The sequence below is a fragment of the Streptomyces sp. Ag109_O5-1 genome (assembly GCF_003814875.1).
Taxonomy (GTDB): domain Bacteria; phylum Actinomycetota; class Actinomycetes; order Streptomycetales; family Streptomycetaceae; genus Streptomyces; species Streptomyces sasae.
In genome coordinates, this window is sequence record NZ_RKQF01000002.1 from 17119 (window position 1) to 31090 (window position 13972).

General features: G+C 67.7%; 12 protein-coding genes and 2 pseudogenes. 7 read left to right on the forward strand and 7 right to left on the reverse strand.

All coding sequences use genetic code 11. The features are described from left to right. The first annotated feature begins 51 nt into the window (after window positions 1–51). Both EDD90_RS53275 and EDD90_RS53280 read left to right on the forward strand, forming a co-directional pair. Window positions 52–1050, forward strand: coding sequence for an aldo/keto reductase (locus EDD90_RS53275; protein ID WP_116128618.1), 999 nt, complete (start codon window positions 52–54; stop codon window positions 1048–1050). Then, window positions 1020–1552, forward strand: a pseudogene (locus EDD90_RS53280) (IS5 family transposase); the annotation flags it as partial. The gene EDD90_RS53275 and the pseudogene EDD90_RS53280, both read left to right, overlap by 31 nt. On the opposite strand, the gene EDD90_RS53285 reads toward EDD90_RS53280, so the two are convergent. The 6 genes and pseudogenes from EDD90_RS53285 to EDD90_RS53315 form a co-directional block, all read right to left on the reverse strand. Further along, on the reverse strand, window positions 1533–1679 hold the full coding sequence (locus tag EDD90_RS53285; RefSeq protein WP_107487142.1) for a DUF4177 domain-containing protein: 147 nt from the start codon (window positions 1677–1679) through the stop codon (window positions 1533–1535). The pseudogene EDD90_RS53280 and the gene EDD90_RS53285 sit on opposite strands and share 20 nt — an antisense overlap. Window positions 1680–1834: 155 nt before the next feature. Next, window positions 1835–4054: an alpha-L-fucosidase gene (locus tag EDD90_RS53290; protein ID WP_123982577.1), complete on the reverse strand. Its 2220-nt coding sequence runs from the start codon at window positions 4052–4054 to the stop codon at window positions 1835–1837. A gap of 904 nt (window positions 4055–4958) precedes the next feature. Further along, window positions 4959–5165 carry a hypothetical protein gene (locus EDD90_RS53295; RefSeq protein WP_260328841.1) on the reverse strand — a complete coding sequence of 69 codons (207 nt, stop codon included), beginning with the start codon at window positions 5163–5165 and terminating at the stop codon, window positions 4959–4961. Between the two features lie 31 nt (window positions 5166–5196). Then, window positions 5197–6023, reverse strand: a protein-coding gene (locus EDD90_RS53300) for an IS5 family transposase (RefSeq protein ID WP_101375162.1) whose coding sequence is annotated in 2 segments (ribosomal slippage) — window positions 5197–5663 and window positions 5663–6023 — 828 coding nt in all. Because the reading frame shifts where the segments join, the coding sequence is not laid out codon by codon here. Between the two features lie 73 nt (window positions 6024–6096). Further along, window positions 6097–6282: pseudogene (locus EDD90_RS53305) on the reverse strand (MFS transporter); the annotation flags it as partial. Window positions 6283–6792: 510 nt separating this feature from the next. Then, window positions 6793–7443, reverse strand: coding sequence for an oxidoreductase (locus tag EDD90_RS53315; protein WP_185149719.1), 651 nt, complete (start codon window positions 7441–7443; stop codon window positions 6793–6795). Here EDD90_RS53315 and EDD90_RS56210 point away from each other — a divergent pair. From EDD90_RS56210 to EDD90_RS53330, 3 genes are all read left to right on the forward strand, one after another. Next, window positions 7423–7719, forward strand: coding sequence for a hypothetical protein (locus EDD90_RS56210; protein WP_185149720.1), 297 nt, complete (start codon window positions 7423–7425; stop codon window positions 7717–7719). The genes EDD90_RS53315 and EDD90_RS56210 overlap by 21 nt on opposite strands. A gap of 491 nt (window positions 7720–8210) precedes the next feature. Continuing rightward, the gene (locus EDD90_RS53325; protein WP_123982581.1) at window positions 8211–8840 is read left to right on the forward strand and encodes a TetR/AcrR family transcriptional regulator; all 630 of its coding nucleotides are present in this window, start codon (window positions 8211–8213) and stop codon (window positions 8838–8840) included. A gap of 279 nt (window positions 8841–9119) precedes the next feature. Further along, window positions 9120–10280 carry a serine hydrolase domain-containing protein gene (locus EDD90_RS53330; RefSeq protein WP_097258733.1) on the forward strand — a complete coding sequence of 387 codons (1161 nt, stop codon included), beginning with the start codon at window positions 9120–9122 and terminating at the stop codon, window positions 10278–10280. A gap of 493 nt (window positions 10281–10773) precedes the next feature. On the opposite strand, the gene EDD90_RS53335 is transcribed toward EDD90_RS53330, so the two are convergent. Continuing rightward, the gene (locus EDD90_RS53335; RefSeq protein ID WP_260328872.1) at window positions 10774–11994 is read right to left on the reverse strand and encodes a CdaR family transcriptional regulator; all 1221 of its coding nucleotides are present in this window, start codon (window positions 11992–11994) and stop codon (window positions 10774–10776) included. A gap of 292 nt (window positions 11995–12286) precedes the next feature. On the opposite strand from EDD90_RS53335, the gene EDD90_RS53340 reads away from it, so the two are divergent. Continuing rightward, window positions 12287–12493: a hypothetical protein gene (locus EDD90_RS53340; RefSeq protein ID WP_123982585.1), complete on the forward strand. Its 207-nt coding sequence runs from the start codon at window positions 12287–12289 to the stop codon at window positions 12491–12493. Next, the gene (locus EDD90_RS53345) at window positions 12490–13962 is read left to right on the forward strand and encodes an aldehyde dehydrogenase family protein (protein WP_260328842.1); all 1473 of its coding nucleotides are present in this window, start codon (window positions 12490–12492) and stop codon (window positions 13960–13962) included. The genes EDD90_RS53340 and EDD90_RS53345 overlap by 4 nt, the downstream gene beginning before the upstream one ends. Window positions 13963–13972: the final 10 nt, after the last annotated feature.

The window sequence follows — 13972 nt, forward strand, 5'->3', positions numbered from 1 at the left end:
GGCGCTCACACCGTCCGCGTCATCCAAGGAGAACAGTTGACACACAGGAGCATGGGGCGCCGGAAGATCGGGAGCACCCCTGTCGAGCTCACCGAGCTCGGCTTCGGGGCCTCCGTCATCGGCAACCTCTACAAGGCCACCCCGGCGCAGGACGCGCAGGCCGCGATCGAGGCGGCGTGGGACGCGGGCATCCGCTACTTCGACACCGCACCGCACTACGGCCTCGGCCTCTCCGAGCGGCGCCTGGGCGCCGCACTGCGGGACCGGCCGCGGGACACCTACGTCGTCTCCTCCAAGGTCGGCCGTCTGCTCGTCCCCAACGAGCACCCGCGTGGCACCGACGACGAGGGCTTCGTCGTACGCGATGACCTGCGCCGACAGTGGGACTTCAGCCGGGACGGGGTCCTGCGGTCCATCGAGGACACGCTGGAACGAACGGGACTGGAACGCCTGGACGTCGTCTACCTGCACGATCCCGACGCCCACTGGAGGCAGGCCGCCGAGAAGGCCATGCCGGCTCTGGCGGAACTGCGCGACCAGGGGGTGATCGGCGCGATCGGCGCCGGCATGAACCAGTCGGCCATGCTCGCCCGCTTCCTGCGCGAGACCGCTGCCGACGTGGTCATGCTGGCCGGTCGCTACACCCTCCTCGACCAGTCGGCACTGGACGACGTCCTTCCCGCCGCACGGGAACTCGGCAAGAGCGTGGTGGCCGTCGGCGTGTTCAACTCGGGACTGCTTTCCCGCGACCGGCCCGCCGAGGGCATGAAGTACGACTACCAAGAGGCTCCTTCGGCCCTGGTGACCCGCGCCAGGGCGATCGCCGAGGTCTGCGCGAAGCACGGTACGACATTGCCCGCGGCAGCGGTCGCGTTCCCGTACAGCCATCCCAGCGTCATCAACGTCACCCTCGGCATGCGCACCGCGCAGCAGGTCGCACGGAACGTGGAACTCCACCGTCAGCACATCCCCGAAGGTCTCTGGGACGATCTCCGCGACCGGGGGCTGATCAGGTCGGACGTGCCCCGGGCGAACGAGTCCGGGCGGTGATCGACGGCTCGCACGTCAGGGCGCTTAAAGGCGGCCCAAAACAGGACCGAGCCCGGTCGACCGTGCCCGAACAGGCTCCAAGCACGATCTGATCACCGACGGGCACGGCATCCCGCTGGCGGTATCGCTGGCCGGCGGAAACCGCAACGACGTCACCCAGCTCATCCCCCTGCTCCAGGCCGTCCCGCCCGTACGCGGCCTGCGCGAACGGCCCCGACAGCGACCGGTCGCGCTCTACGCCGACCGCGGCTACGACCACGACAAGTACCGCAAGCAGGCGCGGGCCCTGGGGGGCACCCCGGTCATCGCGCGGCGCGGAGTCGAGCACGGTTCCGGACTGGGCGTGCACCGCTGGGTGGTCGAGCAGAGTTTTGCACTGCTGCACTGGTTCCGCAGACTGCGCATCCGCTGGGAGATCCGCGACGACATCCACGAAGCCTTCCTCAGCCTGCCCTGCAGCATCATCTGCTGGCGCCGACTGGTCAACCTGTCACTTTGTTAGGAGTTCTCAGGCCCCAGCCGTCCTCGGCATGCTTGTTGAGAACCTTCTCCAGTTTGTCGCTGTCCAGTGCGTCACCGATCAGCGACTCCCTGAAACTGACGACCTCGTAGGTGTGGCCGTTGCTCATGCCTGCGTGCCCTCCGGTGTGTTGTTGCACTGCCCAGGGCCAGCCAATCATGCTCCGAGGCAGGTCACACCTGCGGGACGACCTTGCTCCCGGGACTTCCGACGCGCGTCGGCGGGGGCCGGAGCGGCTGCCCCGGCGCCCGCCCCTCTGCCTGCTCAGGCCTTGGTGAGGGTCCACTGCACGTTGGTGCTGCTGTTCCCGGACCACTGCTTGGTCACGGAGCCCGAGGGCACGTCGCCGCCGCCGTCGAGGACGAGGCCGGTGGCGCGGTTGACGATCCAGTACCTGTTGCCGCCCTGGTACTTGAGCTGCCACTGCTGGCTGTTGCCACCGGTCCAGGTCGCCTCCAGGGCGGGGGAGCCGTTCGTGGTGGCGCCCCCGCCGTCGGCGACCATGCTGTTGGCGCGGTTGACCAGCTTGTAGTAGCCGTTGCCGAGCTCGACGGCCTGCCACTGGAGGTTGGTGCTGCCGTTCCAGGTCCACTGCTTGAGGTTGGAGCCGCTGGGGACGTTCCCGCCGCTGTCCAGCACCAGCCCGTCGGTGACGTTGGTGATCCTGAACCATGCCGAGGGGTTGAGCTGCACCTTCATCGATACGACGGCGTCGTTGTTGCCGGTGACGCGCAGGTCGGCGTTGTCGGCGGTGAAGGTCCAGGCGGTGCCGGTGAAGTTGTCACCGGAGTAGCCGATGATCTGGTAGCCGGGAGCCGGCTTCAGCGAGGACAGGCTGCGGCTGGGCAGGCCGGCGAGCGACAACTGGTCGGCGGTGTAGGAGCCGAGCTGGAGCAGGGAGGAGCCGCCCGAGTAGTTGACGTCCTGGTAGACCACGGCCCCGGACAGCGGCTGCACGGCGGGGATCTGGCCGGAGAAGGTCAGCTTCACGACGTAGGCCAGGGCGGAGAACGGCGCCGACGACGGCAGGGTCACGTGCAGCCCGGTCGAGTCCTGCGTCGGCGTGGGCAGGTCCGTGTAGGTGCCGGCGGTGGAGTTCAGCAGCTTCGCCGAGGTCAGGGAACTGACGTTGATCCGGGCCGAGTTGAGCGTCGATATGGTCAGTGTGCTTCCCGGCCAGCCGAGGACCGTGGCGTACAGGACGGTGTTGTTCTTGTTCCGGGTGAAGCGGATGTCCTGTGCCGTTCCGACCTGCGGGGCGGTGAAGGCGCCGCCGCCCATATGTGTGGGGCCTTCGCCGTACGTGGTCCAGGCCCGGGTCGAGTAGACCGACTCGCCGAAGCGGCGCAGGTAGTCGCCGATGCCGAGGAGGATGTCCTTCTGGGCCTGGGGGATGGTGCCGTCCGCCATCGGGGCGATGTTGAGCAGCATGTTGCCGTTCTTGCTGACCCGGTCGATCAGTGAGTGCAGCATCTGCTGGGTGCTGTAGTAGCCGATGCCGTTCGTGTAGCACCAGCTGGAGCTGGAGATGCTGTCGTCGGTGAGCCAGTAGGGGGCGGTGATGTCTCCGGGGCCGCCGCGCTCGTAGTCGAAGACCTCGCCGTGTCCGTTCAGGCCGTCCTTGTAGGTGGCGACGACTTCGCGGCCCCACGCCTGGGCCTGGTTGTAGTAGTACGACAGGAAGTTCAGGAGTTGCGTCTGGTCGACCTTGTTGAGGTCGAAGTCCTGCCAGATGATGTCGGGCTTGGCGAGGTTGATGACCTCTTTGAGCTTGTCGTACCACGGCTGGTTCTCGGCCGTGGTGCCCAACTGCCCGTACAGCTTCTGCAGGCTCGGGTCGGACTGCGCGGGCACGTGGTCGTAGTAGCCGTTGAAGTTGAACGCGTGGTGCATGGCCACCAGGAGCTTCAGCCCCTTGGCGCGGATGGAGTCGGTGAACAACTGGAGCAGGTTGAGCTGGGGGCCCTTGGCGGCCGAGTTCCACTCGTTGACCGAGCTGTTCCACATGGAGAATCCGTCGTGGTGTTCGGCGACGGGGCCGGCGAACCGGGCGCCGGCGTCGACGAAGAGCTGCGCCCACTCGTCCGGGTCGAAGTTCCCGCCCGCGGACTTCAGTTTCGGGGCGAACTTGTTGAAGTTGCCGTTCAGGTCCTTCGCGCCGTTGATGAAGTTGTGGTATGGCCACGCCGACGGGTCACCGAACGTGGCGATGTGGTGCTGGTTGCACGCATCGCCGCTGATGTACATGCGGCGCGGATACCACTCGTTCCCGTAGGCCGGAACGCTGAACACACCCCAGTGGTAGTAGATGCCGAACTTGGCGTCCTTGAACCACTCGGGAGCCGCGGTGTGCTGGTCGACCGAGGCCCACGTGGGGGTGTACGTGGTCGCGGCCCGGGCGGTGCCGGCGGCGAGGACGTTGCCTGCGACCGCAGTCGCCGCGACACCCGTGGCACTCGCCAGGAACTGGCGTCTGTTGATCATGGTGGTACCTCCGTCAGAGCTGTGGTGGGAGACCAGGGCCGGTGGTCAGTGGCGGGCACTTCCGGTGGCGGGAGCACGACGTGCGCGACGCAACCCGGACCGGACACGGTCGGCAGGTGACTGACTCGGCGCCACGGCCTACGGGCGACGAAGTCCGCGGCGCAAGCGGGTGGATGGAGCGCGTCACCGGCTGCGAACGGCAACGGTCTGTGCGGACTCCAGGGATCTCGTGGCAGAGCAGGTTCCTGACGACATGTCCTCACTCCGTTCCCGTACGGCAGCACCGCCGCGTGACCGTTTCGGCTCCGGGACTTCTTGCAGACCCCTGAGCCGCGTGGTGCCGGATGTCACGCATGAAATTGCGGCACTCACCCTGCCCATGTCAACGGTCGTGCAGGGATGAAAGCAGCTCGCCAACTGAGCTTTTGTTCCTTTTTGTGCGAGATTCTACTGATCTATCCCTCGATAGACATCGTATGTTTAACCGTCAGGCGTCAGTGGTCCCGGATCGGTTGCAGTGCCGGGAGGGCGCCGGTCCTCCGGTCAGCCCCGGCATGGCCCAACGCGACCCGGCAGTACGAGCGATGGACGGCGACGTGGGGGAGCGACGTACGCGCGGCTCACTGTGCTCGACCTCGTCGCGGCCGTGGGATCGTCTTGCGCCGGGCAGGACATCTGCTCTTTGGTGCGCCCTGACATTCAGACCGGCCCTTCGGGTCTGCCGAGTTGGCCGGCGTCGACGCGCGCCGGCGGGCCTGTTCGAGTCCGTCGGTTGCAGTCGAGGAAACTTCAGCAGTAGGCGCTGCTCGAGAGGGTCTACTGAGCAGCGCGGGAAGAGAACAGCGCTCGCCCGAGCAACTCCGCCACGCCGCACCATCAGCCCACGTAGCCCGAGGTGACTGGTCTATTGCGCCCAGCGTCCCATGGTCGGCGAGGTGCCGATCAGGCACTCGATGCCGGTCGGGAAGCCGACGAGGGTGTAGGCGGTCAGACGCAGATGGCCCTCAAGGCAGACCAGGTTGTCCTGCCTCTCGCCGACGAGGATGAGGGGCGGAAACCGCTCGCCGCTGATGAGCGCCCGGGCTGCGTCGACGAATGGTTCGTTGGGCACGTCGAACGCTCGCAGCCCTGCCTGAGAACTCCTAACAAAGTGACAGGTTGACCAGTCGGCGCCAGCAGATGATGCTGCAGGGCAGGCTGAGGAAGGCTTCGTGGATGTCGTCGCGGATCTCCCAGCGGATGCGCAGTCTGCGGAACCAGTGCAGCAGTGCAAAACTCTGCTCGACCACCCAGCGGTGCACGCCCAGTCCGGAACCGTGCTCGACTCCGCGCCGCGCGATGACCGGGGTGCCCCCCAGGGCCCGCGCCTGCTTGCGGTACTTGTCGTGGTCGTAGCCGCGGTCGGCGTAGAGCGCGACCGGTCGCTGTCGGGGCCGTTCGCGCAGGCCGCGTACGGGCGGGACGGCCTGGAGCAGGGGGATGAGCTGGGTGACGTCGTTGCGGTTTCCGCCGGCCAGCGATACCGCCAGCGGGATGCCGTGCCCGTCGGTGATCAGATCGTGCTTGGAGCCTGTTCGGGCACGGTCGACCGGGCTCGGTCCTGTTTTGGGCCGCCTTTAAGCGCCCTGACGTGCGAGCCGTCGATCACCGCCCTCGACCAGTTCAGCGCGCCGGCGGCGTTCAGCTCGGCCAGGAGTGACTCGTGCAGATGCTGCCAGACTCCCGCGTCGTTCCAGTCACGCAGACGCCGCCAGCAGGTCATGCCGGAGCCGAAGCCCAGCTCCTGAGGCAGGAACTCCCACGGAATGCCGGTGTACAGCACGAACAGGATGCCTGACAGCACCTTCCGGTCGTCCAGACGCTTACGGCCAGGGTGATCCGTTCGGCGCGGCACAACCGGCAGCAACGGCTCGATGCGCGCCCACAGCCCATCCGGCACGATCCACGGCGGCTGCTCACCCTTTCTCATGCGCAGGCTAACAACCCATCAGACACCAACATTCCAAGGCGAGTTGTCGCATTCTGTTAGGAGTTCTTAAGGGCGTGGGGACCCCCAGCCGGTTGCCGTCGGAGATGCCCAGGTCTGCCTGGGCGGAGGGCAGGGCGATGTTCACGATGGTTGCGTCGAGCACCACCATGAGCTGGGCGAGCGCGATGAAGACGAGCGCCCTCCAGCGGTTGGCTTCACCGCTCGGGGCGGCGGAGGCTTTGCGAGCTGTTTCGGACATGGGGGTACTCACTTCGGGACTTCGTGACGGAGAGCGAAGGAAGAAGGAGGGGCCCGGGCCTGGCGGCGGACCGGGGGGGAGGATCCTGCCGCCGGGCCCGGGCGGCGCGCCGGTCCCGTCCCCACGGATCCGGCGCGGCGGGACCGCTCCTGCTCATGAGCGGCCCCGGTCTGAGGTGGTGTGCGTAGCAGGAAGGGGGCGGGCTGCTAGGGGTAGGAGGCGCCTGCGGGGCCCGGACGGCTGCCTCGACCAGTTCTGTGTCTGCGGGACGGGAGGTGTTTGGCGTCGCAGGCAGGGCCAGGGGCAGGGGGCCAGCGATTCAGCACGCGGCCGGGGACAGGCGGGCCGCGGTGCAGATGAGGGCCGATGGTGCTGCGGCAGGACGACGGGCGCCGCCGGGGAAACCGGTGAAGGCACGGTACGGCCTGCGGTGAAGACATGAGGTCCGGTTCGTCCCGCGCCATGGAGAGCGCGGCGCAGGGCTGTTGACGAAGCTGGGCCCGTTGAGGGTCAGGAGGGCAGGCCGGAGGCGCGGGAGATGACGGTGTCGAAGGCGCGGTCGGACACGAGGCGCCGCAGGGCGATGAGCGGGCGGGCGCCGAAGCCGGTGGCATAGCGGGTCTTGGGACGGCGGGCGGTGACGGCCTTGCCGATCGCGTCGGCGATCACCTGGGTCGGAGAGTTGCGCTTGGCGTGGGCTTCGGAGCGCATCAAGGAGGCCACGGCGTCGGCCTGCTTGGCGTAGGCACCGGCGGCGGAGGAATTCTCCAGCTGGTCGGCGGCGATGCCGCTCCACTCGGTGGCGATGGCGCCGGGCTCGATGACGACGACGTCGATGCCGAAGGGCTTGGCCTCCAGGCGCAGGCAGTCGCTGAGGGCTTCGAGAGCGAACTTGGTGCCGTGGTACCAGCCGCCGAGCGGGACGTAGATCTTGCCGCCCACGGACGTGATATTGACGATCGTGCCGGAGTGCTGGGCGCGCATGTGCGGCAGGGCCAGCTGGGCCAGGCGCATGGCGCCGAAGACGTTGACCTCGAACTGGCGGCGGGCCTCGTCCATGGTGACGTCCTCGATGGCGCCGTAGGAGCCGTAGCCGGCGTTGTTGACCAGCACGTCGATGCGGCCCGCCTCGGCGACGATGTGGTCGATGCCGGCGGCCATGGAGCCGTCGTCACGGAGGCGATCGCCATCAACCACGCCGTCAAGGCCGCCGCCCGCGCCCTCGGCGCCGACCCCGTCGACCGGGATGCCGAAGCCCGCGCAGGCGCTGCACTGGCCGCGCTGATCCAGGCGGGCCAGGCCGACGGAGACATCCAACAGGACGTCACCGTCGACGACATCTACCTGCTCTTCAGCACGGCCCCCACCAACCAGCCCTCCGCCGCCCGCACCCGCTGGCTCACCCTGGTCCTCACCGGCCTGACGACCCACACATGAACCGGAGACACCGGAACTGCCTCATAACCATTGCCTTCCAGCAGGGGCGGCCAGGCAACCGTGTTGTACGGCCGTACGGACAGCCCGGCGCGACGGTCAGGCCGGACAGCCCTACGTCGGCCCAGGTGCATCAGCCACGCTGGTTCAGGGCGCGAGTGAGGTCGCGGTTCGCGGCCCGGGCGGCATCGAGTTCTGCCTGCCGCTCCTCCAGAGCCTGAGCCGGTTCGATGTTGCGCTGTTCCAGCTGGAGCGGTGAGCTGACGAGAAGAGTGGGTCATCACGGGACTCCTTGGTGCACGTTCGGTCCGGCTGGTTGCCCGGCACGCGAACTCGATGCAAACTGTACTCAATACGTTTTGTATCGCAGGAGAGTGGAGCAGTGCGCGAGTCCGAGGTAGCAGCCCGGTCGGCTCCGTGCGCGACTACCTGCACAGCGGCTCGCCTCTCAGTCAGGAGGCAGCCTCGCAGCTGCCGACGGAGAGGATGGCCCGATGAACCACCCGACCACCCCCGCGCCCGCACGTCCACCCCGCCAGCGCAAGGCGACCCGCGCGCAGCTGATCGCCGCGGCCGCCGACCTGTTCGCCGAACATGGCACCACCAACGTCAGCATCGGGGCGATCTGTGAGCGCGCCGGGTTCACCCGCGGCGCGTTCTACTCCAACTTCAAGACCGTCGACGACGTCTTCTTTGCCCTGTACGAACAGCGCAACGCCGAGGCTCAGCAGCGGCTGGAGGCGCTGACCGCCGACGCGCCGTTTTCTGAGGAGGCTCGCTGTTCCCTGGAGTCCGTCGTGGCCACGATATTGCGGGCGCTGCCGATGGATCCGCAGTGGGTGGCGATCCGCACCAGTTTCGCGGGGCAGGCCCAGCACCGGCCAGAGGTCGCGGCCGCACTGCGCGAGCATGCCGAGCAGCTCCGTCGGCATCTCCAGCCGCTGCTGTTGCATGTCCTGGAGCTCACCGGCCGTCGACCGCTGGACTCCGTAGAGGATTTCACCCGGGCCGTCATCACCGCGCACGTCGGCGCGATCACTCAGTCACCACTCCACGACGACCCCGAAGCCGTCCGCGAAGCCGTCGTCCGCGGCATCATTCTCGGCCTGACCACCGAGCAGTGAGCAATAGCACCTCCGCTCAGCTCAGCAGTCCTGGCTGTGGACGTGATGGCGGGCCACGCCGCGCGGGTCGCGGACGACGCACGCGACAGCCTCTCGATCCGATCGTTCACACGGGCCGGGTGCGCTTCAAAACCCGTTCCGCTCCAGCGGCTCAGCCGCCAAGGCGACCGCGCCCGCACGAAGCGGGGCCCGTTCAGCCCTTTTAGTCCGCATTAGTCGTTTCGTTCTTCTGGGCTCAGCGCTGCTGAGACATTCAAAACACGAAGGGAAAAGCTGAGGATGACAGAGATCTCGGGTCAGTGCGACGACCGGTTCGCCGCAGTAAGGAAAGCCTTCGAACAGGCCCTGGACCAGAGCCAGGGCGGGGCATCGGCGGCGGTGTTCCTGGACGGCGAGCCGGTGGTCGATTTGTGGGGCGGCTACGCCGACCGTGCGCAGACCCGGCCCTGGACCCGCGACACCCTGGTCAACGTCTGGTCGGTCACCAAGACCATGACCAATCTCTGCGCGCTTGTGCTTGCCGACCGCGGGGAGCTGGACCTGTACGCACCCGTGGCGCGGTACTGGCCGGAGTTCGCCGCCGAGGGAAAGGACGCGGTCGAGGTCAGGCATCTGCTGTCCCACACCGCCGGGCTGGCGGGCTGGGACGTGCCGCTGGCGGCTCCCGACGAGCTGTATGACTGGGACAGGTGCACCGACCTGCTCGCCGCGCAGAAGCCCTGGTGGCAATCGGGCACCGCCTCCGGCTACCACGCCGTGACCCAGGGCTATCTCGTCGGTGAGGTGGTTCGCCGGATCACCGGGCAGAGCGTGGGTCAGTTCTTCGCCGAGCAGGTGGCCACCCCGCTGGCCGCCGACTTCCACATCGGCCTGCCCGCCGAGGCCGACGATCGTGTCTCGAATGTCTTCAACATCGACGGCCTCCCCCTCCCGCCCGAGCTGGAGGAAACGGGTGCCAAGGTGTTCGGGCGCCCCAACGTGCTGGCCGACCCGGAGCCGTTCGCGGCCACGCGCGCCTGGCGGGCTGCGGAGATTCCTGCCGCCAACGGCCAGGGCAATGCGCGCTCGGTGGCCGCCGTGCACTCGGTGATCGCCTGCGGCGGCGAGGCACGCGGTGTGCGAGTGCTGTCCGAGAAGGGCGTCCAGACCCTCTTCGATCAGCAGTCGGACGGCGCCGACCTGATCCTGGGAAAGCACGTGAAGTTCGGTATGGGCTGGGGGCTGGGCAACGACGATCTGCCCATGGCCGGGCCTCGTACCTGCTACTGGGGCGGCGCTGGGGGCCACATGGTCATCGCGGACTGCGACAACCGCCTGACCGTGGCGTTCACCATGAACCACATGAAGCTGGGCGGCAATAACGGCAGCATCAACACCGGCGGCGACGAGCGGTTCCACCGCATTGCAGAAGCCGTCTATCAGGGCCTCGGCCGCCCGTAACGCCCGCACCGACCACAGCAAGCGTGCTCGACGGATCCGTCGAGCACGCTCCAGACCTAGGACCAACGCACAGCGTGATCTTGAGCTGTGCGCCTCGAACGGGAGCCTCGATCGGGAGATCGCCGCAGGCCGTGAGTATGAAGCAAAGCCGCTCCTCGATGTCCAGCATCGCGGATGGCGCTCTTCCTGTCTTGCGGCCGACACTGCGCAGTACTTGCGGCCAGGCCGAAGCCCCACCTCTGGCCTGGCCCGCTGAACTGCGAGCGGACGGCGAAGGGATGGACGGGCCAACGGCACGAGCGCGCCGTTCCGCCCGGGATTCCCTTCGGTACGCCGGGCGAGGTCGTCGGCCAACGTGCCGGCTTCCGCGTCGACGAAGCCCGGGGTCTGCTGGGGCGTTGGCGCTTGTGCCCTTTGACCATCTCCTGCAGCGGGCGGCGCGGGCGTACCGCTGGGACAGTGTGGCATCCCCAGCCCCGATGATGGGCTGCACCTACTCGTCCTGGAGGTTCAGCCAGTGCATCGCGTCCAGGGCGATGCCGACATTGGTGCCGTGCCGGTCCAGAGTGACGGGCAGGCGGTCTTCGGCGCGGCGAATGCGTTGCAGGATGGTGTTTCGGTGGGTGAACAGCAGCTCTGCTGTCCGGGATGCGTTGTACCGCTGGTGGATAAACATTCGCAGCGTCTCACGTAGGTCCTGTGGGCCTGTGGCCAACGGGCCGAGAGTCGCGTAGATGAATTCGCGTAGCCGGGCTTCATCTCGGGCCAGCAATATGACGGCGGCGACGTCGTCATAGAAGGCGACCCGGTGCGCGTTGTTGCTCTGCACCAGCCGTTGGGTCTCCACCGCGCGGTCGTGGGTGCGTCGGAACCCGTCCACTCCCTCGTCCAATGAACCGATCGCAAGCCTGACGTCGCGGTGCGGGGCTAGAGCGGTCTCGAGCGCCTCGGCCGAAACTGGGATTCCGGGCGTCAGCCACAGCCACAGCGACGAAGCGCTGGCATGAACGAGCAGCCGGCTTCTGGACTCCGCGATCCGGCTGAGCGCGCTCGCCACCTGCACGAGTGCCGCGCGATCGGCGAACTGTGGTGGCGCCCAGAGGATTACCCCCAGATGTCTGGCTGAGAGCGGGTATCCGAGACTCTGATCAACACCGGTCACAGGAACCGGTGTTCCACCCAGGATGAGATTGACCAGCTCAAGGCGTCTTACGTGCTCGTCGCCCGACAGAGCTGCGCGCTCCTGCTCCAGAATGTCGATCACGGCAGTGACTGTGCGGTCGACCCAGAGCGACAGTGAGCGCGAGGCCCGGTCAAGCGCGGGCTGCAGGACGGCGGTTTCATCGCACAGTGAAAATGCGATCCGCATCAAGATGGACCACATCGCCTGTTGAGCGGCGTAGTTGGAAGCGCGGAAGGTGTCCTCCTCACCCCAGCGATACCCGTCGCGCGAGATGTTGACGATCTGGCTTGTCAGGAGGGGCTCCACGTCCCGCCACGGGTCCTCGTACATCGAGCGTGCCCAATGATGGGAGTAGGCCCGGGTCGCCTCACCGATCGCCTCAGAAATGGAGGGGTCCGATCCGAAGCGGGCATCGATTGCGTTGACAAGTGCGTCCTGGATCGGACCCAAGACGGAGGGATCGGCCAGGAATTCCTTGCACATGGTGCGTAGCAACTTTTCGGAGTCGCCCCGCAAACCGGCGCCATGCATAGCGCCCACACTACCCCTCCTCCCTATGCCCTGCGCTGTGCACTGTGCACTGTTCTCTCGGTCAATGCTGTGCACCACAACATTGAGTGGCGCCTGTCACAGGTCGACCATGAGTGCGTCGGTGCGCTCGCCGACCCCGCGATCGGACAAAGGCGAACGACGATGGGAGAGTCAGGTGACTCGTGTGTCAGGGCCCCGGACTGAAGCGCGATTCAGGTCCGGTGATGGCGAACGTGAAGCAACGATCTTCCGTCCCGCCGTTTCCGACGATCGAGGGGCCCTACCGATCATCGTGCTCGCGCACGGAATCTCCGGGGTCAAGAGCCACCCGCGAGTCGAGACCCCCGCGCTGCTCTCGCTCTACCAGGCCGGCCGGTTGAACCTCGACGAGCTGATCACCAACAAGTACCGGTTCGAAGACATCAATCAGAGGTGCCAGGACATGAAAGAAGGCAAGAACATTCGCGGCATGGTGATCTACACGGACGCCGACCGTTGAGCGCCCCGGCCTACACCGGCACCCCCGCAGGCGGCCAGGTGCTGGACCGGACGTCCCTGTACATCGACGGTGAGTGGGTGGCCTCGGCCGGGACCGACCGGATCGAGGTGCTGAACCCGGCCACCGAGGAAGTGATCGCCCAGGTCGCGGCCGGGACACCGGCGGACGTGGATCGCGCGGTGGCCGCTGCGCGCCGGGCGCTGCCGGCCTGGTCGGCCCGGCCGCCGGGCGAGCGGGCGGACTACCTGGAGAAAGCCCACGAGGCGCTGGTGGCCCGGACCGACGAGATCGCGGCGCTGATCTCCCGGGACATGGGGATGCCGCTGCAGGCCGCCGCGTCCATACAGGTCGGTCTGCCTGCCTTCAACCTGGCGAACTTCGCCCGGCTGGCCCGGAGCTTCACGTTCGACGGCCCCGAGGTCGGCAACTCCCTGATCGTGCGGGAACCGATCGGTGTGGTCGGCTGCATCACCCCCTGGAACTTCCCGCTGCACCAGATCGTGCTGAAGGTGGCGGCTGCGCTCGCGGCCGGCTGCACGGTGGTGGTCAAGCCGACCGAGGTGGCTCCGCTCGCGGGTCATGCGATGGCCTCGATCTTCGACGACGTCGGCCTGCCGGCCGGGGTTTTCAACCTGCTCAGCGGGTTCGGCCCGGTGGTCGGCGAGACGCTGGCGGCGCATCCCGGGGTCGACATGGTGTCGTTCACCGGCTCCACCCGGGCCGGGAAGCGGGTCGCGGTGGTGGCGGCCGAGACGGTCAAGCGGGTCGCTCTGGAACTCGGCGGGAAGTCCGCCAACGTGCTGCTCGACGATGCCGACTTCGAGCGGGCGGTAGCCGACGGCCTGGCCAAGTGTTACGTCAATTCCGGTCAGACCTGCTCGGCGCTGACCCGGATGCTGGTGCCGGTCGACCGGCTGGCCGAGGCGGAGCAGATCGCCGCCCGGGTGGCCGGCGAATACCAGCACGGCGATCCGTCCGACCCGGGGACCCGGCTGGGGCCGCTGGTCAGCTCGGCCCAGCGGGAGCGAGTCCGGTCGTACATCCAGAAGGGCATTGACGAGGGCGCAACCCTGGTCGTCGGCGGAGTGGAGAGCGAACGCGACCTTGCCGACCTGGGCCGGGGGTACTACGTGCCGGCCACCGTGTTCTCCGGCGTCACCCCGGAGATGACGATCGCCCGCGAGGAGATCTTCGGCCCGGTCCTGTCGATCATGCCGTACCAGGATGAGGACGACGCCGTCCGGATCGCCAACGACACCGAGTACGGCCTGGCCGGCGGGGTCTGGTCGGCCGATCGGGAACGAGCGCTGCGGGTGGCCCGGCGCCTGCGGGCCGGTCAGATCGAGGTGAACGGGGGCGCGTTCAACCCGGGCGCGCCGTTCGGTGGGTACAAGCAGTCCGGCGTCGGCCGCGAGGGCGGCGCCCAGGGACTGGAGGAGTTTCTGGAGACCAAGGCGATCCAGCGCTAGTGCTTGACGA

Coding starts and splice junctions, on each gene's coding strand:
- EDD90_RS53275 (WP_116128618.1), top strand. CDS start 52: ATGGGGCGCCGGAAGATCGGGAGCACCCCTGTCGAGCTCACCGAGCTC.
- EDD90_RS53285 (WP_107487142.1), bottom strand. CDS start 1,679: ATGAGCAACGGCCACACCTACGAGGTCGTCAGTTTCAGGGAGTCGCTG.
- EDD90_RS53290 (WP_123982577.1), bottom strand. CDS start 4,054: ATGATCAACAGACGCCAGTTCCTGGCGAGTGCCACGGGTGTCGCGGCG.
- EDD90_RS53315 (WP_185149719.1), bottom strand. CDS start 7,443: ATGGCCGCCGGCATCGACCACATCGTCGCCGAGGCGGGCCGCATCGAC.
- EDD90_RS53325 (WP_123982581.1), top strand. CDS start 8,211: ATGAACCACCCGACCACCCCCGCGCCCGCACGTCCACCCCGCCAGCGC.
- EDD90_RS53330 (WP_097258733.1), top strand. CDS start 9,120: ATGACAGAGATCTCGGGTCAGTGCGACGACCGGTTCGCCGCAGTAAGG.
- EDD90_RS53335 (WP_260328872.1), bottom strand. CDS start 11,994: ATGCATGGCGCCGGTTTGCGGGGCGACTCCGAAAAGTTGCTACGCACC.